The following is a 23,000-nucleotide window of genomic DNA, read 5'->3' as shown; positions in this document are numbered from 1 at the left end:
CTACCCCGACAAGCCTGGGCAGACCCGCCGGTCCTTGACGGAATCCGCCGCAGCGCAGCTCAAGGCAGTTTTGAGTTTTTGTTTTTTTGATTAGGCCCTGCTCAAGCCAGGCGACACCCCCACGGGCCACCCCGCAAGGGTAAGCCAGCAGGCAGGTATTTTGACTCCACTGTGGCGGGCAATCCGCTGCGGTGTGTTCTTAACGGCCATTTCGGCCCAATGGATTTCAACCCCATGTCTTCCGTTTCCACTACCGCCACCGGCGGCGAAAGCTTCGCCGACCTTTTCGCACAAAGCCTCAAGAGCCAGGACATGAAGTCCGGCGAGGTCATCAGCGCCGAAGTCGTGCGCGTCGACCACAATTTCGTCGTCGTCAACGCCGGCCTGAAGTCCGAAGCGCTGATCCCCCTGGAAGAGTTCCTGAACGACCAGGGCGAGCTCGAAGTGCAACCTGGCGATTTCGTCTCGGTGGCCATCGATTCCCTGGAAAACGGCTACGGCGACACCATCCTGTCGCGTGACCGCGCCAAGCGCCTGTCGGCCTGGCTGCAGCTGGAAAAGGCCCTGGAGAACGGCGAACTGGTTACCGGCACCATCACCGGCAAGGTGAAGGGCGGCCTGACCGTCATGACCAACGGCATCCGTGCGTTCCTGCCGGGCTCGCTGGTCGACCTGCGTCCGGTCAAGGACACCACCCCGTACGAAGGCAAGACCCTCGAATTCAAGGTCATCAAGCTCGACCGCAAGCGCAACAACGTCGTGCTGTCGCGTCGCCAGGTGCTGGAAGCCAGCATGGGCGAAGAGCGCCAGAAGCTGCTCGAAACCCTGCACGAAGGTGCCGTGGTCAAGGGCGTGGTCAAGAACATCACCGACTACGGCGCGTTCGTCGACCTGGGCGGTATCGACGGCCTGCTGCACATCACCGACATGGCCTGGCGCCGTGTGCGTCACCCCTCCGAAGTCCTGCAAGTGGGTCAGGAAGTCGAAGCCAAGGTGCTCAAGTTCGACCAGGAAAAGAGCCGCGTCTCCCTGGGCGTCAAGCAACTGGGCGAAGATCCGTGGGTGGGCCTGGCTCGCCGCTACCCGCAAGGCACCCGCCTGTTCGGCAAGGTCACCAACCTGACCGACTACGGCGCGTTCGTTGAAGTCGAAGCCGGCATCGAAGGCCTGGTCCACGTGTCCGAAATGGACTGGACCAACAAGAACGTCGATCCGCGCAAGGTTGTCACCCTGGGCGAAGAAGTCGAAGTCATGGTCCTGGAAATCGACGAAGACCGTCGTCGCATTTCGCTGGGCATGAAGCAATGCCGCCAGAACCCGTGGGAAGAGTTCGCCACGAACTTCAAGCGCGGCGACAAGGTCCGCGGCGCCATCAAGTCGATCACCGACTTCGGCGTGTTCGTCGGCCTGCCCGGCGGCATCGACGGCCTGGTCCACCTGTCCGACCTGTCCTGGACGGAAGCTGGCGAAGAAGCCGTGCGCAACTTCAAGAAGGGCGACGAGATCGAAGCCGTGGTCCTGGGCATCGACACCGACAAGGAACGCATCTCGCTGGGCATCAAGCAGCTGGAAGGCGACCCGTTCAACAACTTCGTCGCCACGTTTGACAAGGGCGCCGTCGTTCCGGGCACCATCAAGTCCGTCGAAGCCAAGGGCGCTGTCGTCACGCTGTCCGTGGACGTCGAAGGCTACCTACGCGCTTCCGAGATCTCCTCGGGCCGCGTCGAAGATGCCACCACCGTCCTGACCGCCGGCGAGAACATCGAAGCCATGATCGTCAACATCGACCGCAAGACGCGTTCGATCCAGCTGTCGATCAAGGCCCGTGACAACGCCGAAACCGCCGACACGATCCAGCGCATGTCCGACGCCAGCGCTTCGTCCGGCACCACCAACCTCGGCGCGCTGCTGAAGGCCAAGCTGGACCAACAGCGCAACGACGGTTAATTCGTGACCAAGTCGGAGCTGATCGCCGCCTTGGCGGCCCGCTATCCTCAGCTGGCCGCCCGCGACACGGACTTCGCGGTCAAGACCGTACTGGATGCAATGACCCAGGCCCTGGCCTCGGGTCAGCGCATCGAGATCCGCGGTTTTGGCAGCTTTTCGTTGTCGCAGCGGTCTCCCCGTGTCGGGCGCAATCCCAAATCCGGCGAGCAGGTGCTGGTACCTGGCAAACAGGTGCCGCACTTCAAGGCGGGCAAGGAATTGCGCGAACGGGTGGACCTGGTCGGCGGCAATGACGAGGACGCTCAATCCTCTGGATCGAGCGAGTCGATGTCGTCGTCCATGGCAGGTTTGCACGCCATGCATTGACGCGTCGGCCAGGCAGGGCTGCCTTCGGGCAGATCGGACCGCGAACACAGCCCCTTGAGCAATCAAGGGGCTTTGTTTTTGCGCCGCCGTTTCGTGCCGCGCGTCGTCGGCCCCGCGAGGCTGCGCCCGCGTCGCCTCCGGGCTTTTTTTTCTCTGGCCGCTAAGACGTCGCTTACAATTGACGGTCTCGAATCATCTGGAGCATGCGCCATGCGCTATCTCGTCTGGGCCCTGCGATTGCTCGTGTTTGTTGCGGTGTTGATGTTCGCCTTGAAGAACACCGACCCCGTCGCGGTGAAGTTCTACGCCGACTACGTCATCCAGGACGTTCCGCTGATCGTCGTCATGCTGGTGGTGTTCGTGCTGGGCGCCGTGTTCGGGCTGCTGCTGACCGTGCCCGCCGCGCTGCGCCGCCGCCGCGAGGCCATCCGCCTGCGCCGGGAACTGGATCGTATCCAGGCCGCCGCCAGTGGAAACGCTCCGGTCGTGCCGCCGGAGGCCGTCGCCCCCATGTCGCCGCTGTGATCTCGCGCCGCCCCTTTTTTGCACCGAATTACTGCATGAGTCCGAATAGTGGATTTTGAACCTTGGTGGTTGATTTTCGTGCCGGTGCTGTTTGCGCTGGGCTGGCTGGCCGCGCGCTTCGATATCCGGCAGATGCTGCGTGAAACGCGCAGCCTGCCGGACTCTTATTTCCGCGGATTGAACTTCCTGCTCAACGAAGAGCCGGACCGCGCCATCGACGCTTTCGTCGAAGTCGCCAAGCTGGACCCCGAAACCACCGAGCTGCATTTCGCGCTGGGCAGCCTGTTCCGGCGCCGCGGCGAAATGGAGCGCGCCATCCGCGTGCACCAAAGCCTGCTGAACCGCTCCGACCTGCCGCAGGCCGAGCGCGAGCACGCGCAGCATGAGCTGGCGCAGGACTTCCTGAAGGCCGGGATGCTGGACCGCGCCGAGAGCGGCTTCGAACAGTTGAAGGACACGCGCTACGCCTTGCCGGCGCTGCGTTCGCTGATCCGCATCTACGAATCCGAACACGACTGGCCGCGCGCCATCGAGGCCGTCAAGACGCTGCAGGGCCTGGTCGACGAGCCTGTCCCCCAGATCGTGCACTACTACTGCGAGCAGGCCCAGTCCGCCCTGGCCGCCAAGCCCGCCGACGTCGAGGCCGCGCACAAGGCGCTGGATGCCGCGGACCATGCCCTGGCGACCACCGACACCGCGTCCAGCAAGGGCGCCATGGTGCGCACGGCCATGCTGCGCGCGCGGCTGGCCCTGATCGAGCAGGATCCGAAGCGCGAACGGCTGTACCTGGAATCGGTCATGACCGACGCGCCCGAGTACGCCGGACTGGTGGCCGATCAATTGCTGGCCAACTATCGCAACGCCAACCAGGCCGCGGCGGGGCTGGAGTTCCTGCAAAAGCAGTACAGCCGCCATGCGTCGCTGGACCTCTTCAACGTGGTGTTCAGGGAACTGCGCGTGCAACAGGGCGCGGCGCCGGCCTGGGCCTTCGCCCGGGGCGCCTTGCGCAGCCATCCTTCGCTGCTGGGCCTGGACCGCCTGCTGGAGGCCGAACTCGCCAACGGCGAGGGCGATGCCGACCATGGTCCGGTGCCCGGCGCCGACCTGACCCTGCTGCGCAGCCTGATCCACAAACATACGCAACGGCTCGATCGCTATGCTTGCCGCAGTTGCGGTTTTCAAGCGCGTCGCTTTTACTGGCAATGTCCGGGCTGCAACGCCTGGGAAACCTATGCGCCGCGTCGTCTGGAAGAACTTGAATGAACTCTTTTCCCGCCGAAGCCATTTCGCGTAGCCGCGTGCTCGTGGTTGGCGACGTGATGCTGGACCGCTATTGGTTCGGCGAAGTGGAGCGCATCTCGCCCGAGGCGCCCGTGCCCGTCGTGCGTGTCGCGCGCCGCGAGGACCGCCTGGGCGGCGCCGCCAACGTGGCGCGCAACGTCGCGGCGCTGGGTGGCCATGTCACCCTGGTCGGCGTGCTGGGCCAGGACGAGGCGGGCGACAGCGTGCGCCGCCTGGCCGCCGAAGCCGGCATCCAGGGCGACCTGATCGCCGACGAGCAGCTTCACACCACCCTGAAGATGCGCGTGCTCGGACGCCAGCAGCAGTTGCTGCGCGTGGATTTCGAACAGCATCCTTCCCAGGCGTCGCTGGATGCCGTGGACGCCGCGTTGGCCCGCCACATGGCCAACCACGATATCGTCGTGCTGTCGGACTACGCCAAGGGCGTGCTTGCCCGCGTCGAATCCCTGATTGCCCTGGCGCGCAATGCGGGCATCCCGGTGCTGGTGGACCCCAAGGGCGACGATTACTCGCGTTATCGCGGCGCGACGCTGGTCACCCCCAACCGTTCGGAAATGCAGCAGGCCGTCGGCCGCTGGAATTCCGAAGCCGAATTGACCGATCGCGCGCAGCGCCTGCGTGCCGAACTGAATCTGGAAGCCTTGCTCGTGACGCGGTCCGAGCAGGGTATGACTTTGTTTTCCGATGCGGGCCGCGACCACACCGATGCGCAGGCGCACGAAGTGTTCGACGTGTCCGGCGCGGGCGACACCGTGCTCGCGACGCTGGCCGTCACGCGCGCCATCGGCCTGCCGTGGGCCGATGCCATGGGCTGGGCCAACAAGGCCGGCGGCATTGCGGTGGGCAAGCTGGGCACGTCCGTCGTCACCGCAGCGGAATTGGCAGGAGAAACCTCATGATCGTCGTTACCGGAGCCGCGGGCTTCATTGGCAGCAACCTGGTTCGCGGGCTCAATCGCCGTGGCATCGAGGACATCATCGCCGTCGATGACCTGACCGAAGGCGACAAGTTCGTCAACCTCGTCGACTGCAAGATCGCCGATTACATGGACAAGGACGACTTCCGCCGGCGCGTCGCCGACGGCAGCCTGACCGACGTCCGCGCCGTGCTGCACCAGGGCGCATGCTCGGATACCACCGAGCGCAACGGTCGCTACATGCTGGACAACAACTACCGCGTGACGCTCGAACTGTTCGAGTTCTGCCAGGCGCGCCGTATTCCCTTCCTGTACGCGTCCTCCGCCGCCGTGTATGGCGGCTCGACGACGTACGTCGAGCATCCCGACAACGAAGGCCCGTTGAACGTCTACGGCTATTCCAAGCTGCTGTTCGACCAGGTGCTGCGCAAGCGCATGGACAGCCTGACGGCGCAGGTCGTGGGCCTGCGCTATTTCAATGTCTACGGCCCGCATGAGCAGCACAAGGGGCGCATGGCCTCGGTGGCCTTTCACAACATGAACCAGTTCCTCGAGCACGGCCACGTGCGCCTCTTTGCGGGGTGGGACGGTTATGTGGATGGCGGCCAGAGCCGCGATTTCATCTCGGTCGAGGACGTGGTCGCCGTCAATCTGCACTTTCTGGACCATCCCGAGCAATCCGGCATTTTCAATTGCGGCACGGGCAAGGCGCAGCCCTTCAACGACGTCGCGGCAGCCGTGGTCAACACGCTGCGCGCCGAGCGTGGCGAGGCCGAGCTGTCGCTGGCCCAGTTGGCCGAGCTGGATCTGATCCGCTATATCCCGTTTCCGGACGACCTGAAGGGCCGCTACCAGAGCTACACCCAGGCGGACGTCACCCAGCTTCGGGCGGCGGGCTTTACGTCGCCGATGCGCGACGTGCAGACCGGCGTGGCCGAGTACGTGCGCTATTGGCGCGCCCGGAAATAATCCGTCTCCCGGGCATCCGATCAGGCCACCGCAATCCGGTGGCTTTTTTTCGCCCGCGTGATTGCCGGGGTGGATGTTTTGGTTCACCGGCCGGGCGCCGGGCCTGGCCGCCCGCGATGATGGAAACGTGGCGCGGCAACCGTCGCGTCCGGACTTGTCAGGAGAGCCCCATGAATCCGTTCGTCCATTCCACCGTCGCCCGCCACCTGCCGCTGGCGCAATGGCGCGGGCCGCGCCGCGCCCGCACACCCGGCGGCCCGCACGCTGCCCGGCTCGCACTGCGGCGGGCAATCGGCGCGTTGTTGTTGACCGCCGGCCTGGGCGTGGCCGCGCCGCCCGCCCATGCGGTGGACATCAACCAGGCCACCGCGGCCCAACTGGAAAGCGTGCGCGGCATCGGCCCGCGCACCGCCGAAATCATCGTGCGCGAGCGCGAACGCGGCGGCAGTTTCGAATCGCTCGAAGACCTGAGCGAACGTGTGCGCGGCATCGGCCAGAAAAAGGCTCAGGCGCTGCAGGCGGCGGGGCTGACGATCGGCGGCGCGGCCGCGCCCGAAGCAGGCGCGTCGACCGCGGCCCGCCCGGCGCCCGGCAAGCCGGCCGCGGGCAAGCCGGCGGCGTCGGGGGCCTCGGCGTCAAGCGCCCGGCCGGCGGCGACGGGGGCATCGGCCACCCCGGCCGCATCCGCGCCGGCCCGCGCCCGGCCCTGAGCCGGCGCGGCCGCAGGAACCCCTGGCGCGGGCGCGGCTTTTGACGCCGGCCGGCGCCAGGCAGAGTTATGATCGACCGCATGACTACTACCTACCCCACTATCGAGCAGACCGTCGGCAACACGCCCCTGGTGCGCCTGCAGCGCATTCCGGGAGCGGCGGGCGACGCGCGCGGCAACGTCATCCTGGCCAAGCTGGAAGGCAACAACCCGGCCGGTTCCGTGAAGGACCGCCCGGCCTTGTCGATGATCCAGCACGCGGAAGAGCGCGGCGACATCAAGCCGGGCGATACCCTCATCGAAGCCACCAGCGGCAACACCGGCATTGCGCTGGCCATGGCGGCCGCCATGAAGGGTTACCGCATGATCCTGATCATGCCGGACAACCTGTCCGTCGAGCGCCGCGCGGCCATGGCGGCCTACGGCGCCGAACTCATCCTGACGCCCGCCGACAAGGGCGGCATGGAGTATGCCCGCGACCTGGCGACCGAGATGCAGGCCGATGGCCGCGGGCTGGTGCTGGACCAGTTTGCCAATCCCGACAACCCCCGCGCGCACGTTGAGACCACGGGGCCGGAGATCTGGAATCAGACCGACGGACGTGTCACGCATTTCGTGAGCGCCATGGGCACGACGGGCACGATCATGGGCGTGTCGACCTACCTGAAGTCGCGCAACCCTGCCGTGCAGGTGGTGGGCGCGCAACCGGCCGAAGGATCGCAGATCCCGGGCATCCGCAAATGGCCCGAGGCCTACATGCCCAAGATCTTCGACCGCAGCCGCGTGGACGCCTATGAATCCATCCAGCAGTCCGAGGCCGAAATCATGGCGCGCCGCCTTGCCGCCGAAGAAGGCATCTTCGGCGGGATTTCGTCGGCGGGCGCGCTGGTCGCGGCGCTGCGGGTCGCGGAACGCGTGAACGATGCGACCATCGTGTTCATCGTGTGCGACCGCGGCGACCGCTACCTGTCCACGGGCGTGTTCAACTAGCGCGAGCCGGGCGGCGGCCGCGCGCCGTAGCGGCCGCGCAGGCTGCGACAGCTTGCCTCACACAACAAGACGCCCCGGCGGATGCCTTCCGCCGGGGCGTCTTCCTTTCTTCCAGTCTGATTTCAGCGTGCCACGCGGGATTCGATCTCCGCGGCCAGGTCGGCCACCGACGTCGCGTAGAAATAGCTGCGGTTGTACTTGGTCAGCGCAAAGAAGTTGGGAGTGCCGACGCGGTACTGCGCCGTGCCCCGCGCCTCTTCGACCAGGTCCACCACGCCCAGCGGCTGGCTGATCCAGCCGTCGCTGGACGCGCCGGGCGCAAGGCGCGAGCCGGCCGCCGACAGCGTGCTCCAGCTCTGCTTGGGCTCCAGGCCGCCGTCCACCAGCGCCGTGGGATCGGCAGGCAGCGCGACGGGCGCGAACACCGGCAGGCCGCGTTGCCACCCGTGCTGCGCCAGGAAGCTGCCCACCGACATGATCGCGTCCTGCGTATTGTTGGTCAGGTCGATATGCCCGTTGCTGTCGCCGTCCACCGCGTAGTGCATCACGCTGGTGGGCATGAACTGCGGCATGCCGATGGCGCCCGCATACGAGCCTTTGGTTTCCAGTTCCAGTTTGTCCTTCATCACCAGCGTCAGGAAGTCCGCCAACTGGTTGCGGAACATCGTGGCGCGTTCCGGCTTGGCGGGATCCGGATAGTCGAAGGCCAGGGTCGCCAGCGCATCGAGCACGCGGAAATTGCCCATGTTGCGGCCGTACAGCGTTTCGACGCCGATGATGGATGCGATGATCGGCGCCGGCACGCCAAAGCGCTGCGCGGCCTGGTTCAGCAGGTCGCGGTTCTCGTTGTAGAACTCGACGCCCCAGGCGATGCGCTTGGGTTCGACAAAGCGCGACCGGTAGGTCAGCCAACTGCGCCAGATCTTCTTGCCCGGCGGGGAGGGGGCGATGAGCCGGGCCACCGTGGCGTTGTAGCGCGAGCTTTCCAGCGCGGACACCATCGGCGCGAGCGGAAGCTGCCGCTCGGCGGCCAGATCCTCGACAAAGCTGCGGACCTCGGGACGCAGCGCGCCGGACGGCGTCAGCGCGGCGGGCGCGTCGTCGGCCAGTTCCGGGCCGGGGGGCGGCGCGCTGGGCCCGATGCGGATGGGCGTGGTCCCTGAAGCCTGGGCGGTTTGCGAAGCAAGAGAGGGGGAGGGTGCTGCTGTGGGGGCGGTGGTGGAGCACCCCGCCAGCAGGGCAGAAAGTGCGCCGAGTTGCAGTATTCGCCGACAGATGAACATAATCTTCCTTATGGAGACCATGTATCTTACCCACCCGGCATGCCGCTTGCATGAAATGGGAAGCTGGCATCCGGAAAGCCCGCAGAGGCTGGACGCCATCTCCGACCAGTTGCTCGCAAGCGGTTTGATGCCGTACCTGCATGATCGGCAGGCGCCGCAAGCGTCCCGCAGCGACCTGCTGCGCGTGCACACTGTCCAGCATCTGGACACTTTGCAAAAACATACCCCCGACCAAGGGTATTACCCTATCGATCCCGACACCCTGATGAATCCCCATACCTACGAGGCCGCGCTGCATGCGGCGGGGGCAGGGGTGGCGGCGGTGGACGCGGTGCTGGGCGGCGAGGCGCGCACGGCCTTCTGCGCCGTGCGTCCGCCAGGGCATCATGCGTGCCGTTCGCAGGCGATGGGCTTCTGCTTTTTCAATAACGTCGCCATTGCGGCGCAGCATGCCATGGACGTGCATGGCCTGACGCGCGTGGCGATCGTGGATTTCGACGTCCATCACGGCAATGGCACCGAGGACATATTCGCGGGCGACGACCGGGTGCTGATGTGCAGCTTCTTTCAGCATCCGTTCTTTCCCAACAGCGGCGCCGACCAGACGGCTGCGAACATGCTGAACGTGCCCGTGCCGGCCTATACCGCGGGCGCCGCGGTCAGGACCATCGTCACGGACAAGTGGCTGCCGCGGCTGGAAGCGCATCGTCCGGAGCTGATCCTGGTGTCGGCCGGCTTTGACGCCCATCGCGAGGACGACATGGGCCAGATGGGCTTGGTCGAAGCGGACTATGCCTGGATCACCGAGCAGCTCGTTGACGTGGCCGACCGCCACTGCCAGGGCCGGATCGTGAGCACGCTCGAGGGTGGTTACAACTTGTCAGCCTTGGGCCGCAGCGTGGTCGCCCACATACGCGCGCTGGCGAAGCTGTAGAATCAGGAAAAAATTGTGCAATGCGATCCCGGCGCATGCCGGGTTCATTATTTTCCATTTGGAGGCAGCGGGATGAAGGTGTTGGTACCTGTCAAGCGCGTCGTTGACTACAACGTCAAGGTGCGCGTCAAGTCTGATCAGACCGGCGTGGATATCGCCAATGTGAAGATGTCCATGAATCCCTTTGACGAAATCGCCGTCGAGGAAGCGACCCGCCTGAAGGAAAAGGGCGCCGTCGCTGAAGTCGTGGCGGTTTCTTGCGGCGTTGCGCAATGCCAGGAGACGCTGCGCACCGCCATGGCCATCGGCGCCGATCGCGGCGTGCTGGTCCAGACCGATGTCGAACTGCAGCCGCTGGCCGTGGCCAAGCTGCTCAAGGCGCTGGTGGACAAGGAACAGCCGCAGCTCGTGATCCTGGGCAAGCAGGCCATCGATGACGACGCCAACCAGACCGGCCAGATGCTGGCCGCGCTGCTGGACTGGCCGCAAGCCACGTTCGCCAGCAAGGTCGAACTGGCTGACGGCAAGGTCACCGTGACGCGCGAAGTGGACGGCGGCCTGGAAACGCTGACGCTGAAGCTGCCGGCCATCGTGACGACCGACCTGCGCCTGAACGAGCCGCGCTACGTCACGCTGCCGAACATCATGAAGGCCAAGAAAAAGCAGTTGGACACCGTCACGCCGCAGGACCTGGGCGTGGATCCCGCGCCGCGCCTGAAGACGCTGAAGGTCAGCGAGCCGCCCGCCCGCAAGGCCGGCATCAAGGTGGCCGATGTCGCGGCCCTGGTGGACAAACTCAAGAACGAAGCGAAGGTGGTCTGACATGACGACGCTGGTTATTGCCGAACACGATAACGCCCATCTCAAGGGCGCAACCCTGAACGCCATCGCCGCCGCCGCCAAGATCGGAGGCGACGTGCACGTGCTGGTCGCCGGCTCGAACGCTCGCGCCGTGGCCGACCAGGCCGCCCAGGCCGCCGGCGTGGCGAAGGTGCTGCTGGCCGATGCGCCGCAACTGGCCGATGGCCTGGCTGAAAACGTGGCGGCTCAGGTGCTGGCCGTGGCCTCGAGCTACAGCCACATCCTGTTCCCGGCCACCGCCTCGGGCAAGAACGTGGCGCCGCGCGTCGCGGCCAAGCTGGACGTGGCGCAGATCTCGGACATCATCGGCGTCGAATCCGCCGATACGTTCCAGCGCCCGATCTACGCCGGCAACGCCATCGCCACCGTGCAATCGGCCGACGCCGTCAAGGTCATCACCGTGCGCACGACCGGCTTTGACGCCGTCGCCGCCCAAGGCGGTTCCGCCTCGGTCGAAGACGCGGCCGCCGTGGCCGATTCGGGCCTGTCCACGTTCGTGGGCCGCGAAGTCGCCAAGAGCGACCGTCCCGAACTGGCCGGCGCGCGTGTCGTGGTGTCGGGCGGCCGCGGTCTGGGCAGCGCCGAGAACTTCAAGATCCTGGATCCGCTGGCCGACAAGCTGGGCGCCGCACTGGGCGCCTCGCGCGCCGCGGTCGACGCCGGCTACGCGCCGAACGACTGGCAGGTGGGCCAGACCGGCAAGATCGTCGCGCCGCAACTGTACGTGGCCGTCGGCATCTCCGGCGCCATCCAGCATCTGGCCGGCATGAAGGACTCGAAGGTCATCGTCGCCATCAACAAGGATGCCGAGGCGCCGATTTTCGGCGTGGCCGATTACGGCCTGGTCGGCGACCTGTTCACCGTCGTGCCTGAACTGACCAACGCGCTGTAAGTCGCAGCGGGAACGTCACAGAAAAAGCCGCGGGCCTCAAGCCCGCGGTTTTTTTTTGTACGCGCACAACGCGCAACCCAAGATTTTCGAAATCGTTTGATTTTAAGAAATACTCTGATATGGTATTTCGCGCGCTACCCCGATTGTGCTTGACCTGTACAGAACGAAGGAGATTCGTGATGGAATGGTTCTTTGACACGCTACGGAAGTACCCGGAACTGGCCATTTTCTTGACCCTTGGCCTTGGTTACTGGATAGGAGCGAAGAAGATCTTCGGCTTCAATCTGGGCGCAGTGACAGGGACATTGTTGGTAGGCGTGCTGGTCGGCCAGCTCAACATCACGATTGCTCCAATTCTCAAGCAGGTGTTCTTCCTGCTTTTTCTTTTTGGTCTCGGCTACGGCGTCGGACCGCAATTCTTCCGCGGCATGAAAAGCGACGGCCTTCCCCAGGTCATCTTCGCGGTCATCATTTGCGTCATCTGCCTGCTGGTCACGTGGGGGACCGCCGTGGCGTTCGGCTTCGATGCCGGCACCGGAGCCGGGTTGCTGTCCGGCGCGCAGACCATATCGGCGGTCATGGGGGTGGCGACCGACACGATCAACGGCCTGTCCATCGACGCGGCGACCAAGAAACAATGGATCGACAGCATTCCCGTGGCCTATGCCGTCTGCTACATCTACGGCACGGTCGGCAGCGCCTGGCTGCTTGCGTCTTTGGGACCGAAGCTGATGCGCGTGGACATCGTGAAGGAGTGCCAGGAGTACGAGGCGAAGATGTCCGGCGGGGCCGACTCGATGGAACTGTCCGGCTACCGCAAGTTCACGGCGCGGGCCTACCGGTTGGACAACGCGGACTACGTGGGCAAGACGGTGGGCGATCTGGAGGCGAAGTTCGTGGACGCGCGCGTCTTTGTCGAACGCATCCGCCGCGGCGACCAGATCATCGATGCCGACTCCACCACCGCGCTTCAGGCTGGCGACGTGCTGGGCGTGACCGGCCGGCATGACGCGCTGGTCCTGCAGGCTTCCGGCCTCATCGGCACCGAGGTCGAGGACCGCGATGTCATCAACTTGCCTGCGGAAGTCGTCGAGGTCGTGCTGACCAACAAGAACGTGGCAGGCAAGACGCTCAAGGAACTTGCCGACAATGAGACCGTGCGCCAGTTGGGTCGGGGCGTGTTCCTGCGCAAGGTCATGCGCGGTGGGCACGAGATGCCGGTCAACTGGGGCCTGAAGCTGGACCGCGGCGACCGGCTCTTCATCGTGGGCGCCAAGCGCGACGTCGAACGGGTGGTGGGCAAACTGGGCTATGTGGATCGCGCCACCAACCAGACGGACATGGTGTTCGTCGGCTTCGGCATCCTGCTGGGCGGCCTGTTCGGCACGCTGGTGCTGACCGTGGGCGGCATTCCCATCACGTTGTCCACCTCTGGCGGGGCGCTGATTTCCGGCCTGGTCTTCGGTTATCTGCGGTCAGTCCATCCGACGTTCGGCCGCGTGCCCGAGCCCGTGCACTGGTTCCTGACTTCGGTCGGCCTGACCGCCTTCGTCGCCGTGGTGGGGATCGTATCGGGACCGGGCTTCGTGCAGGGCTTCCAGCAGCTCGGCGCAAAGCTCTTCATCGCGGGCGTCATCGCCACCAGCATCCCGATGATCCTGGGCGTGTTCATCGCGCGATATGTCTTCAAGTTCCACCCCGCCATCGCGCTTGGCGTCTGCGCGGGCGCCCGCACCACCACCGCGGCCATCGGACAGATCACCGAGACGGCGAAAAGCCAGGTTCCCGCGCTTGGCTACACGGTTCCTTATGCCATTGGCAACACCCTGCTCATCATCTGGGGGATAGTCATCGTCATGCTCATGGCTTAGCAGCAGGGTCCGCAGGCCCACGGACCTGCGGACTGAATAAACGCGGCAACCCAATGGCGCGAGGCTGCACAGCGCCTGTCATAACGAACCCCTGGAGTACAAAACATGGCTTCCACCGCTCCCGCCACTCCCGTCACCGTCAGCCTGGCCTCGGCCTTGAAAACCACGCGTTCCCATCAGCGCGACCTGGAACAGCTCTCGCCGTTCGAACTGAAGGACTACCTGATCACGTTGGCCAAGGACAATCAGCAGGCGTCGGTGTCGACCATGCTGAACGCTGGCCGCGGCAACCCCAACTGGATCGCCACCGAACCGCGCGATGCGTTCTTCCTGTTGGGACGGTTCGCCATGAAAGAGGCGCGCCGCGTGCGCGACGACGGCATCCTGGCCGGCATGCCGGCCAAGAAAGGCTGCGCCGACCGGCTGCGCAAGTTCCTTTCCAAGCACAAGAGCGAGGACGGCTACGACTTCCTGGTCGGCGTGCTGGAATACGGCGTGAAGATCAAGGGCTTCGACCCGGACGAATGGATCCACGAACTGACCGACAGCATCATTGGCGACCACTACCCCGTGCCGCCGCGCGCGCTGGTGCATATCGAGCAGATCGTCCACGACTACCTGGTCAAGGAAATGTGCGATGGGCGCCCACCCAAGGGCAAGTTCGACCTCTTTCCGGTGGAAGGCGGCACGGCGGCCATGTGCTACATCTTCGACTCGCTGATGACCAATGGCCTCCTGAAGCAGGGCGACACCATCGCGCTGTTCCTGCCCACGTTCACGCCCTACATCGAGATCGCGCATCTGGAGCGCTTCCAGTTCAACATCGTCGCGATCAACGCCAGCAGCATGCGCGCCGACGGCACGCACGACTGGCACTATCCCGCGTCGGAAATCGCCAAGTTGGAGGATCCCAAGATCAAGCTGGCGGTCACGGTCAATCCCAGCAACCCGCCGTCGGTGGCGTTCAGCCCGGTCGAAATGAAGCAGATCGTGCGCCTGATCCGCAAGAATCCCGACCTGGTGCTGGTGACCGATGACGTCTACGGCACCTTTGTGCCGAACTTCCGGTCGCTGATGGCGGAAGTGCCGCAGAACACGATCTGCGTGTACTCGTTCTCGAAGAACTTCGGCTGCACGGGATGGCGCCTGGGCGTGATCGCCACGCACGAGACCAACACGATGGACCGGCGCATCGCCGAACTGCCGGCCGCATGGAAGAAGCGGCTGGACAAGCGATACGGCGCCATGACGATGGAGCCCGAGAAGCTGAAGTTCATCGACCGCCTGGTCGCCGACAGCCGCGACGTCGCGCTGAACCACACGGCGGGGCTGTCATTGCCGCAACAGGTGCAGATGGGACTTTTCGCGCTGTCCCACCTGCTGGACCTGAAGGACGCCTACAAGCACCTGACCATGCAGATCGTGCGCGGCCGCCGCGACGCGCTGTGGCGCGGCCTGGGCATCCCCATGCCGCCCGAAGACCCGATGCGGGCCTGGTACTACGTGGAACTGGACTTCATGGTCTGGGCCAAGGTCATGTACGGCGACGCCTTTTGCAAGTACATGATCGATAACTACGAGCCGGTGGACTTCCTGTTCCGGCTGGCGGAAAAGACGGGGGTGGTGCTGATGGACGGCGGAGGCTTCGGCGGCCCGCCGTGGTCGATCCGCATCTCGCTGGCCAATCTGGACGACGGAGACTACGCCAAGATCGGCAAGTACATGGTCGAGTCCGCGACCGAGTACGTCGAGGCGTGGAAGGCGTCCGAACTGGTGCTTTCCGGCCCGACCGCCGGCAAGGGCCAGACCGTCAAGGCATCGGCCGCCAAGAAGCGCACGGCCACCGGCAAGACGGCGGCCAAGAAGGCCGTGAAGAAGGCGGTCAAAAAGGCCGTGAAGAAGGCGGACACGGCGGCCAAGTCGGCCCATGCGGCCAAGAAGGCATCGGCAAAATAAGCCATCACAGGGCGGCGCGCACTCATGACGTGTACGGTCGGATTTTTCAATAGCGTTCCCATCGCGGTGCTGTTCGTCACGGTGGGGTTGGGCTATCTGATCGGCAAGCTGAAGGTCGGGCCGATACAGCTGGGCGGGGTGTGCGGAACGCTCATCGTCGCCCTGCTGATCGGCCAGACGGGCTGCCAGATGCGCGGCGACCTGAAGGAGGTGGCGTTCGCCCTCTTCATCTTCGCCATGGGTTACTCCGGCGGCCCGCAGTTCTTCGCCAATCTCAACCGGTCCAGCCTGCGCTATGTCGTGCTGCCGCTCATCGAGGCGGCGCTGGTGCTTGGCATCGTGCTGGCGGCGGTGCCGCTGTTCGGGCTGGATGCCGGCACCGCCGCGGGCCTGGCGGCGGGCGCGGCCACGGAATCGGCCGTGGTGGGCACGGCGGCCGAGGCCCTCAAGCACCTGGGCCTGCCGGACGCGGAAGTCCAGCGCATGGAGGCCAACATCGCCACGGCCTACACACTGACCTACCTGGTCGGCCTCATCAGCATCGTCTTTTTCACCAGCCAGGTGGCGCCCGCGCTGCTGCGGATCAATCTGCGCGAGGCGTCCAAGGCGCTGGAGGCGAAGCTGGGCGCCTCGCCTGGCGACAACGATGAAGCCAGCCTGCCGACGCTGCCGCGCCTGGTGGGGCGCGCCCATGTGGTCAAGGACGTGGACGGTTGGCGCGTGGGCGACGTGGAGGCGCAGTTGGGCGGCCGAACCGTCATCAGTCGTGTCCTGCGCGACGGCGAGGCGGTCGACGCCATGCCCGAGTACGTGCTCGCCACCGGCGACGTCGTGGTCGTGCTGGGCCCCCGCCGCTTCGCGCTGCGGGCCGGATCGGTCATCGGCCCGGAAATCCAGCTCCCCGAGGCGCACGCGGACGACCTGCAGCTCAGCGAGCGGCAGGTTGTCGTCAGCCAGAAGTCCGTCAACGGCCATACCGTGGGCGAGCTGGCCCTGCGGCCCAACGCGCGGCGCGCGCGGGGCGTGTTCCTGCAATCCATTTCACGGTCCGGGCACGTGCTGCCGATCACGCCCGCGACCGTGGTGCAGTATGGCGACCTGGTCACGCTGGTGGGCGCGGAACCCGAGCTGTCGGAGGCGATGGCCGCGCTGGGTTCCGAACTGCGCCGCAGCGGCGTGACCGACCTGGTCTTCCTTGCGTTCGGCATTCTTGCCGGCCTGATGCTGGGCAGCCTGGGGGCAAGGCTCTGGGGGATCCCGGTGTCGCTGGGCAGCGGGGGCGGGGCGCTGGTCAGCGGCCTGGTCTGCGGCTGGATCAATGCCAAGCGGCCGTCGATCGGCCATATGCCGGCCCATGCGGTGCAACTGCTCAAGGACCTGGGGCTGGCGATCTTCGTGGCCTGCGTGGGGCTGTCGGCCGGGCCCGACGCGCTGTCGCTGATCCGCGAGCACGGCGCGGTGTTGCCGCTGATCGGACTGCTGGTGTCGCTGGGACCGGCCTGCCTGTCGCTGTGGGTGGGCCACAAACTGCTGAAGATCGAAGGTCCGCTGCTGGTGGGCGCCATCGCCGGCCAGCACGTCAGCACCCCTGCCATCAGCGCCATCCTGACGGCCAGCGGCAGCTCCGTGCCGCTGCTGGGTTACACGGTGACGTACGCCATTGCCAACGTGCTGCTGCCGGTGCTGGGGCCGATCATCGTGTCGCTGGCCTACCATTTGAGCTGAGTCCGGCGGGTTGGCAAAGCCTCTTCGAATATTGCATAAGGTTATATGACTTGCGTATTTCCTCACGTAAAGGTTTGATGGAAGAATCGTTTCATGCGCGGCAAATTGCGCCAGGAAACGCTCCCGCTGCGCGGCGGTCCCAGCAGGTCCGCCTGCCAGCCCCATCAACTGAATCCCGTACAGGAGACACCATGAGTCAACTACGCCTGGGCGATACCGCCCCTGATTTCGAGCAGGAATCCTCGGCTGGCCCCATCCGCTTCCATGAGTACCTGGGCAACAGCTGGGGGGTGCTGTTCTCGCATCCGGCCGACTTCACGCCCGTCTGCACGACCGAGCTGGGCTATACGGCCAAGCTGGCCGACGAATTCGCCAAGCGCAATGTGAAGGTCCTGGCCCTGTCGGTTGACGGGACCGACTCGCATACCAAGTGGATCGAGGACATCAACGATACACAGTCGACGACGGTCAACTTCCCGATCATCGCCGACAAGGACCGCAAGGTTTCCGAGCTTTACGACATGATCCACCCGAATGCCAGCGCCACGGCGACCGTGCGCTCGGTGTTCGTCATCGATCCGAACAAGAAGGTGCGCCTGACCATCACGTATCCGGCCAGCACCGGACGCAACTTCAACGAAATCCTGCGCGTCATCGATTCCCTGCAACTTACCGACAGCCATAGCGTGGCCACGCCGGTGAACTGGGAAGACGGCGACGACGTGATCATCGTTCCGTCCCTGCAGGACGAGGCGGTCATCAAAGAGAAGTTCCCCAAGGGCTACAAGGCCGTGCGTCCGTACCTGCGCATCACGCCGCAACCGAATAAGTAAATTCCAAAAACAGGGGGTTGTTCCCCCGGTTTCCAAGCGGCTCCAGGCCGCCAGGACCGCCGCAATTCCCATAGAGGATTGCGGCGGTTTTTCGTTGTTGGGACGCCCGTCCTATATGCCTGCCAGCGATGAGCAATCAAAAAATGATTCGTTCCGTTCAGATCGGCCAGCCCGCACACTTGCCTCCACATTGCAGAATTCAGGGAGCAAGGGATGTCTTTCAGGAAAGCCGGTTGGTTGGCGGCGTCGGCCGCGTTGGCCGCGGTGACGGTGTCGTTTGCCGCGTTGTCGCCCGCGCAGGCGCAGGCGCAGGCGCCGCAGAAGCAGACGCTGCTGAACGTGTCCTACGACCCGACGCGCGAGCTCTACCGCGCCATCGATGACGCCTTCGTCAAGCACTACAAGGAAAAGGCCAATGTCGACCTGACGATCCGCCAGTCGCACGGCGGTTCGGGCCGCCAGGCGCGCTCGGTCATCGACGGGCTGGAAGCCGACGTGGTGACCCTGGCGCTGGCCTACGACATCGACGCCATCGCCGACCGCGGCCTGCTGCCCGAGAACTGGCAGGCCCGCCTGCCGCAGAACAGCGCGCCCTACACGTCCACTATCGTGTTCCTCGTGCGCAAGGGCAATCCCAAGCAGATCAAGGACTGGGACGACCTGGTCAAGGACGGCGTGCAGGTCATCACCCCCAATCCCAAGACCTCGGGCGGCGCGCGCTGGAACTACCTGGCGGCCTGGGCCTATGCGCTGGACAAGAACGGCGGCAGCGAGGACAAGGCGCGCGCCTTCGTCGGCGACCTGCTCAAGCACGTGCCGGTGCTGGACACCGGCGCGCGCGGCGCCACCACCACGTTCGTGGAGCGCGGCGTGGGCGACGTGCTGCTCGCCTGGGAAAACGAGGCCTTCCTGGCGCTGGAAGAACTGGGTCCGGACAAGTTCGACATCGTGGTGCCATCGCTGTCCATCCTGGCCGAGCCGCCGGTGGCCGTCGTCGACAAGGTCGTGGACAAGAAGGGCACCCGCGCCGCCGCGCAGGCCTACCTGGAGTTCCTGTACACGCCGGCCGCGCAGGAAATCATCGCCAAGAACTACTACCGGCCCCTGGACAAGACCGTCGCCGCCAAGTACGAGGCCAAGTTCCCCAAGGTCAAGCTCGTCACCATCGACGACAAGATCTTCGGCGGATGGCGCAAGGCGCAGAAGGACCACTTCAGCGACGGCGGCACGTTCGACCAGATCTACCAGCCTCAGAAAAAGTAATTGCATAACGTTCGGACGACGGCCATGACTTCAGCCTCGAACCCGGCGGCAAACGGCGCGCAAGCGCCTTTTTCCGCGCGGCGCAACAGCCCGGGCGTGCTGCCCGGATTCGGCATTTCCATGGGCTACGCGGTGCTGTATCTCAGCGTGCTCGTGCTGATCCCGCTGGCCGCCTTGCCCATCAAGAGCGCGGGGCTGGGATGGCAGGGCTTCTGGGACGCGGTGACCGCGCCGCGCGTGCTCGCCTCGTACCAACTGACGTTCGGCGCGTCGTTCATCGCGGCGCTGGTGAACCTGGTGTTCGGCACCGTCGTCGCGTGGGTCCTGGTGCGCTACCGCTTTCCCGGCAAGAAGATCCTGGATGCGTTGGTCGACCTGCCGTTCGCGTTGCCGACGGCCGTGGCGGGCATCGCCCTGACCGCGCTGTACTCGCAAAAGGGCTGGCTGGGCGGGCCGCTGTCCGAATGGTTCGGCCTGAAGGTGGCGTTCACGCCGCTGGGCATTGTCATCGCGCTCATCTTCATCGGCGTGCCGTTCGTGGTGCGCACGGTGCAGCCGGTGCTCGAAGACGTGGAGCGCGAAATCGAAGAAGCCGCCGCCAGCCTGGGCGCCGACCGCTGGCAGACCTTTCGCCGCGTGCTGCTGCCTACGATCATGCCCGCCCTGATGACGGGGTTTGCGCTGGCGTTCGCCCGCGCGGTGGGCGAGTACGGGTCGGTGGTGTTCATCGCCGGCAACATGCCGATGGTGTCCGAGATCACGCCGCTCCTGATCATTTCCAAACTGGAGCAGTTCGACTACGCCGGTGCGGCCGCCATTGCGACCGTGATGCTGGTGCTGTCGTTCGTGCTGCTCCTCATCATCAATCTGTTGCAGGGCTGGCAGGCGCGCCGCGGCCTGGGGAGACTGTCATGAGCGCAGCGGAGTATCCGGCTCACCTGACCGAGCCGCGCTGGGTGCGCGGCGTCCTGCTGTTCATCGCCTTGGGATTCCTGGCGCTCTTTCTGCTGGTGCCGCTGGCGGCGGTGTTCGCCGAGGCCTTCAGGAAGGGATGGGCGCTGTATCTGGACGCCATCGTCGAGCCCGACGCCTGGGCCGCCATCCGGCTGACGCTGCTGGTCGCGGCTATTGCGTTGCCCGTGAACCTGGTGTTTGGCGTTGCCGCCGCCTGGGCCATCACCAAGTTCCAGTTCCGCGGCAAGCAATTCCTCATCACGCTGATCGACCTGCCGTTCTCGGTGTCGCCCGTGGTGGCGGGGCTGGTGTTCGTGCTGCTGTTCGGTTCGCAGGGCTGGTTCGGCGAATGGCTGCAGGCGCACGACATCAAGATCGTCTACGCGGTGCCCGGCATCATCCTGGCGACGCTGTTCGTGACCTTTCCGTTCGTGGCGCGCGAGCTCATTCCGCTGATGCAGGCGCAGGGCAGCGAGGAAGAGCAGGCGGCGCTGACGCTGGGCGCCAGCGGCTGGCAGATTTTCTGGCGCGTCACGCTGCCCAACATCAAGTGGGGCCTTCTGTACGGGGCCATCCTGTGCAATGCGCGGGCCATGGGTGAATTCGGCGCGGTGTCGGTGGTGTCGGGCCAGATCCGCGGGCTGACCAACACGATGACGCTGCACGTCGAGATTCTCTACAACGAGTACCAGTATTCCGCGGCGTTCGCCGTCGCCTCGCTGCTGGCCCTGCTGGCGCTGGTGACCCTGGTGGCGAAGAACGTGGTCGAGTGGCGCAACGCGCGCCTTCTGCAGGGCGCGGACCAGCCGGTGGAGTATCCCGGCCCCGCGGCATCCATCAAGCCGGCGGTCGCCTGACGCGACGCACTGGCCAAGGAGACAGGCATGAGTATCGAAGTACGCAATCTATCCAAGCGGTTCGGCCAGTTCCGCGCGCTGAACGATGTGTCGCTGCACATCGAGACCGGCGAGCTGGTGGCGCTGCTGGGACCGTCGGGCTGCGGCAAGACGACGCTGCTGCGCATCATCGCGGGGCTGGAGTCGGCAGATTCCGGCAGCGTGCTGTTCGCCGGCGAGGACGCCACCGCGGTGGACGTGCGCCAGCGCCAGGTCGGGTTCGTGTTCCAGCACTACGCGCTCTTCAAGCACATGACGGTGTTCGAGAACGTGGCCTTCGGCCTGCGCGTCAAGCATCGCTCGCAGCGCCCATCCGAGGACCAGATCCGGCGCAAGGTGCACGACCTGCTGGGGCTGGTGCAACTGGACTGGCTGGCCGACCGCTATCCGGCGCAACTGTCGGGCGGGCAGCGCCAGCGCATCGCCCTGGCGCGCGCGCTGGCGGTCGAGCCGCGCGTGCTGTTGCTGGACGAACCCTTCGGCGCGCTGGACGCCAAGGTGCGCAAGGAACTGCGCCGCTGGTTGCGGCGGCTGCACGACGAACTGCACGTGGCCAGCGTGTTCGTGACGCATGACCAGGAAGAGGCGCTGGAAGTGTCCGACCGGGTGGTGCTGATGAACGCCGGCCGCATCGAACAGGTAGGCACGCCGCGCGAAGTCTGGGAAGGCCCGGCCACGCCGTTCGTCTATGGCTTCCTGGGCGACGTGAACCAGCTGCAGGGCACGGCCGCGCGCGGCGTGTGGGAAGGCGCCGGGCTGTCGCTGCCGGCCCCGGACCTGGCGCAGCCCGATGCGCAGCGCGCCACCGCATATGTGCGGCCGCACGAATTCGAGGTCGAGCGTTATCGCGCCGGCGCCGACGGCATTCCGGTGCGCCTGTCGCACGCCTATCTGGCCGGCCCCAGCGCCTATCTCGAACTGGCGCGCCAGGACTCGGACGCCATCATCGAGGCCGAGGTGCCGGAATCGCTTTATCAGGAACTGAATCTGCAGGATGGCGAGATCCTGCTGGCGCGTCCCCGGCGCGCTCGTATTTTCGCGGTGCAACCATGACGACTCTCTCCACTGAATCTACTGAACTCGAACCTGCCTTGGCGGCGCGCTGGCGCGAGCTGATCTCGCGGCTGCAGGATGTCCGGCGGCGCTACCCGGACGCCGCGCTGGCGTCTTCGCTGGCGGCCGAAGACATGGTGCTGACCCACGCCATCTACGACTCGGGCCTGGACCTGGAAGTCTTCACGCTGGACACGGGCCGGCTGCACGCCGAAACGCTGGGCGTGCTGGACGCGGTGCGCGCGCGCTACGGGCGCGAGGTCACGGTGTACCGCCCGGTCGCGGCGGCGGTCGACGCGCATGTGGCGGCGCATGGCGCCTACGCCTTCTACGAAAGCGTGGAACTGCGCAAGGCCTGTTGCCAGATCCGCAAGGTCGAGCCGCTCAAGCGCGCGCTGGCGGGGCGCGGCGCCTGGATCACCGGCCAGCGTCGCGCGCAGTCGACCACGCGCGGGGAATTGCCGTTCGAAGAAGACGACAAGACCTTCGGCCTCTACAAGTTCAACCCGCTGGCCGAATGGAGCGAGGAAGACGTCTGGGCCGTCATCCGGACGCTCGGCATTCCCTACAACCCGCTGCACGACCAAGGCTATCCGTCCATCGGTTGCGAACCCTGTACGCGCGCGATCCGGCCCGGCGAGGACCTGCGGGCAGGGCGCTGGTGGTGGGAGTCGTCCGATTCCAAGGAATGCGGACTGCATGCGGGCAACCGGGTCATCAACATTGCGGCGCGCGCCGACTGACGCGGCCATGAA

21 protein-coding genes are annotated in these 23,000 nt (G+C 65.6%); 20 read left to right on the top strand and 1 reads right to left on the bottom strand.

Annotation, left to right across the window (positions count from 1 at the left end; genetic code table 11):
* The first annotated feature begins 234 nt into the window (after positions 1-234).
* From rpsA to cysM, 8 genes are all read left to right on the top strand, one after another.
* A complete protein-coding gene (gene rpsA, locus ACZ50Q_RS21240) occupies positions 235-1,947 on the top strand; it encodes a 30S ribosomal protein S1 (RefSeq protein ID WP_008164031.1) in 1,713 nt (570 codons plus the stop codon).
* A 3-nt stretch (positions 1,948-1,950) separates the two neighbouring features.
* A complete protein-coding gene (locus tag ACZ50Q_RS21235; protein ID WP_076519561.1) occupies positions 1,951-2,313 on the top strand; it encodes an integration host factor subunit beta in 363 nt (120 codons plus the stop codon).
* A gap of 210 nt (positions 2,314-2,523) precedes the next feature.
* Positions 2,524-2,838: a LapA family protein gene (locus ACZ50Q_RS21230; RefSeq protein WP_076519563.1), complete on the top strand. Its 315-nt coding sequence runs from the start codon at positions 2,524-2,526 to the stop codon at positions 2,836-2,838.
* Between the two features lie 48 nt (positions 2,839-2,886).
* A complete protein-coding gene (lapB, locus tag ACZ50Q_RS21225; protein ID WP_092577987.1) occupies positions 2,887-4,101 on the top strand; it encodes a lipopolysaccharide assembly protein LapB in 1,215 nt (404 codons plus the stop codon).
* Positions 4,098-5,039 (top strand): D-glycero-beta-D-manno-heptose-7-phosphate kinase, encoded by a 942-nt coding sequence (rfaE1, locus tag ACZ50Q_RS21220; protein WP_464079475.1) that lies wholly within the window; start codon positions 4,098-4,100, stop codon positions 5,037-5,039. Before lapB ends, rfaE1 begins: the two co-directional genes overlap by 4 nt.
* Positions 5,036-6,025, top strand: coding sequence for an ADP-glyceromanno-heptose 6-epimerase (rfaD, locus tag ACZ50Q_RS21215; RefSeq protein ID WP_076519570.1), 990 nt, complete (start codon positions 5,036-5,038; stop codon positions 6,023-6,025). Before rfaE1 ends, rfaD begins: the two co-directional genes overlap by 4 nt.
* A 170-nt stretch (positions 6,026-6,195) precedes the next feature.
* Entirely contained in the window at positions 6,196-6,735 is a 540-nt protein-coding gene (locus ACZ50Q_RS21210) for a ComEA family DNA-binding protein (RefSeq protein ID WP_464079474.1), read from the top strand.
* A gap of 80 nt (positions 6,736-6,815) precedes the next feature.
* Entirely contained in the window at positions 6,816-7,724 is a 909-nt protein-coding gene (gene cysM, locus ACZ50Q_RS21205; protein WP_464079473.1) for a cysteine synthase CysM, read from the top strand.
* Positions 7,725-7,846: 122 nt separating this feature from the next.
* Here cysM and mltB read toward each other — a convergent pair whose 3' ends face one another.
* Positions 7,847-9,007: a lytic murein transglycosylase B gene (gene mltB / locus ACZ50Q_RS21200; protein WP_092577994.1), complete on the bottom strand. Its 1,161-nt coding sequence runs from the start codon at positions 9,005-9,007 to the stop codon at positions 7,847-7,849.
* A gap of 10 nt (positions 9,008-9,017) precedes the next feature.
* Here mltB and ACZ50Q_RS21195 point away from each other — a divergent pair, with 10 nt between their 5' ends.
* The 12 genes from ACZ50Q_RS21195 (at position 9,018) to ACZ50Q_RS21140 (ending at position 22,988) form a co-directional block, all read left to right on the top strand.
* On the top strand, positions 9,018-9,941 hold the full coding sequence (locus ACZ50Q_RS21195) for a histone deacetylase family protein (protein ID WP_464079472.1): 924 nt from the start codon (positions 9,018-9,020) through the stop codon (positions 9,939-9,941).
* Between the two features lie 72 nt (positions 9,942-10,013).
* Entirely contained in the window at positions 10,014-10,763 is a 750-nt protein-coding gene (locus tag ACZ50Q_RS21190) for an electron transfer flavoprotein subunit beta/FixA family protein (protein ID WP_092577995.1), read from the top strand.
* A 1-nt stretch (position 10,764) separates the two neighbouring features.
* On the top strand, positions 10,765-11,694 hold the full coding sequence (locus ACZ50Q_RS21185) for an electron transfer flavoprotein subunit alpha/FixB family protein (protein ID WP_076519574.1): 930 nt from the start codon (positions 10,765-10,767) through the stop codon (positions 11,692-11,694).
* A 179-nt stretch (positions 11,695-11,873) separates the two neighbouring features.
* On the top strand, positions 11,874-13,565 hold the full coding sequence (gene aspT, locus ACZ50Q_RS21180) for an aspartate-alanine antiporter (protein ID WP_464079471.1): 1,692 nt from the start codon (positions 11,874-11,876) through the stop codon (positions 13,563-13,565).
* Between the two features lie 105 nt (positions 13,566-13,670).
* Entirely contained in the window at positions 13,671-15,521 is a 1,851-nt protein-coding gene (locus ACZ50Q_RS21175; protein WP_464079470.1) for a bifunctional aspartate transaminase/aspartate 4-decarboxylase, read from the top strand.
* A gap of 24 nt (positions 15,522-15,545) precedes the next feature.
* Positions 15,546-17,246 carry an aspartate-alanine antiporter gene (gene aspT, locus ACZ50Q_RS21170; RefSeq protein ID WP_464079469.1) on the top strand — a complete coding sequence of 567 codons (1,701 nt, stop codon included), beginning with the start codon at positions 15,546-15,548 and terminating at the stop codon, positions 17,244-17,246.
* 191 nt (positions 17,247-17,437) lie between these two features.
* Positions 17,438-18,079 (top strand): peroxiredoxin, encoded by a 642-nt coding sequence (locus ACZ50Q_RS21165; protein ID WP_076519581.1) that lies wholly within the window; start codon positions 17,438-17,440, stop codon positions 18,077-18,079.
* 213 nt (positions 18,080-18,292) lie between these two features.
* Positions 18,293-19,342, top strand: a complete 1,050-nt coding sequence (locus ACZ50Q_RS21160; RefSeq protein WP_464079468.1) for a sulfate ABC transporter substrate-binding protein — start codon at positions 18,293-18,295, stop codon at positions 19,340-19,342.
* Positions 19,343-19,366: 24 nt separating this feature from the next.
* Positions 19,367-20,257: a sulfate ABC transporter permease subunit CysT gene (gene cysT, locus ACZ50Q_RS21155; protein WP_464079467.1), complete on the top strand. Its 891-nt coding sequence runs from the start codon at positions 19,367-19,369 to the stop codon at positions 20,255-20,257.
* The gene (gene cysW, locus ACZ50Q_RS21150; protein ID WP_464079466.1) at positions 20,254-21,153 is read left to right on the top strand and encodes a sulfate ABC transporter permease subunit CysW; all 900 of its coding nucleotides are present in this window, start codon (positions 20,254-20,256) and stop codon (positions 21,151-21,153) included. Before cysT ends, cysW begins: the two co-directional genes overlap by 4 nt.
* Positions 21,154-21,180: 27 nt before the next feature.
* A complete protein-coding gene (locus ACZ50Q_RS21145) occupies positions 21,181-22,245 on the top strand; it encodes a sulfate/molybdate ABC transporter ATP-binding protein (protein WP_464079465.1) in 1,065 nt (354 codons plus the stop codon).
* Positions 22,242-22,988, top strand: coding sequence for a phosphoadenylyl-sulfate reductase (locus tag ACZ50Q_RS21140; protein WP_464079464.1), 747 nt, complete (start codon positions 22,242-22,244; stop codon positions 22,986-22,988). The genes ACZ50Q_RS21145 and ACZ50Q_RS21140 overlap by 4 nt, the downstream gene beginning before the upstream one ends.
* Positions 22,989-23,000: the final 12 nt, after the last annotated feature.

The sequence above is a fragment of the Achromobacter sp. T5-5 genome, assembly GCF_055397965.1.
The sequence above is the reverse complement of the archived record's forward strand: the minus strand, read 5'-3'. Positions and strand labels throughout refer to the sequence as shown.

Excerpts from the sequence above, each read along its gene's own strand:
- ACZ50Q_RS21230 (WP_076519563.1), top strand. The coding sequence starts at position 2,524 with ATGCGCTATCTCGTCTGGGCCCTGCGATTGCTCGTGTTTGTTGCGGTG.
- ACZ50Q_RS21140 (WP_464079464.1), top strand. The coding sequence starts at position 22,242 with ATGACGACTCTCTCCACTGAATCTACTGAACTCGAACCTGCCTTGGCG.
- ACZ50Q_RS21190 (WP_092577995.1), top strand. The coding sequence starts at position 10,014 with ATGAAGGTGTTGGTACCTGTCAAGCGCGTCGTTGACTACAACGTCAAG.
- ACZ50Q_RS21145 (WP_464079465.1), top strand. The coding sequence starts at position 21,181 with ATGAGTATCGAAGTACGCAATCTATCCAAGCGGTTCGGCCAGTTCCGC.
- ACZ50Q_RS21195 (WP_464079472.1), top strand. The coding sequence starts at position 9,018 with ATGGAGACCATGTATCTTACCCACCCGGCATGCCGCTTGCATGAAATG.
- aspT (WP_464079469.1), top strand. The coding sequence starts at position 15,546 with ATGACGTGTACGGTCGGATTTTTCAATAGCGTTCCCATCGCGGTGCTG.
- cysT (WP_464079467.1), top strand. The coding sequence starts at position 19,367 with ATGACTTCAGCCTCGAACCCGGCGGCAAACGGCGCGCAAGCGCCTTTT.
- rpsA (WP_008164031.1), top strand. The coding sequence starts at position 235 with ATGTCTTCCGTTTCCACTACCGCCACCGGCGGCGAAAGCTTCGCCGAC.
- rfaD (WP_076519570.1), top strand. The coding sequence starts at position 5,036 with ATGATCGTCGTTACCGGAGCCGCGGGCTTCATTGGCAGCAACCTGGTT.
- ACZ50Q_RS21165 (WP_076519581.1), top strand. The coding sequence starts at position 17,438 with ATGAGTCAACTACGCCTGGGCGATACCGCCCCTGATTTCGAGCAGGAA.
- ACZ50Q_RS21175 (WP_464079470.1), top strand. The coding sequence starts at position 13,671 with ATGGCTTCCACCGCTCCCGCCACTCCCGTCACCGTCAGCCTGGCCTCG.
- cysW (WP_464079466.1), top strand. The coding sequence starts at position 20,254 with ATGAGCGCAGCGGAGTATCCGGCTCACCTGACCGAGCCGCGCTGGGTG.
- ACZ50Q_RS21210 (WP_464079474.1), top strand. The coding sequence starts at position 6,196 with ATGAATCCGTTCGTCCATTCCACCGTCGCCCGCCACCTGCCGCTGGCG.
- ACZ50Q_RS21185 (WP_076519574.1), top strand. The coding sequence starts at position 10,765 with ATGACGACGCTGGTTATTGCCGAACACGATAACGCCCATCTCAAGGGC.
- aspT (WP_464079471.1), top strand. The coding sequence starts at position 11,874 with ATGGAATGGTTCTTTGACACGCTACGGAAGTACCCGGAACTGGCCATT.
- cysM (WP_464079473.1), top strand. The coding sequence starts at position 6,816 with ATGACTACTACCTACCCCACTATCGAGCAGACCGTCGGCAACACGCCC.
- rfaE1 (WP_464079475.1), top strand. The coding sequence starts at position 4,098 with ATGAACTCTTTTCCCGCCGAAGCCATTTCGCGTAGCCGCGTGCTCGTG.
- ACZ50Q_RS21160 (WP_464079468.1), top strand. The coding sequence starts at position 18,293 with ATGTCTTTCAGGAAAGCCGGTTGGTTGGCGGCGTCGGCCGCGTTGGCC.
- mltB (WP_092577994.1), bottom strand. The coding sequence starts at position 9,007 with ATGTTCATCTGTCGGCGAATACTGCAACTCGGCGCACTTTCTGCCCTG.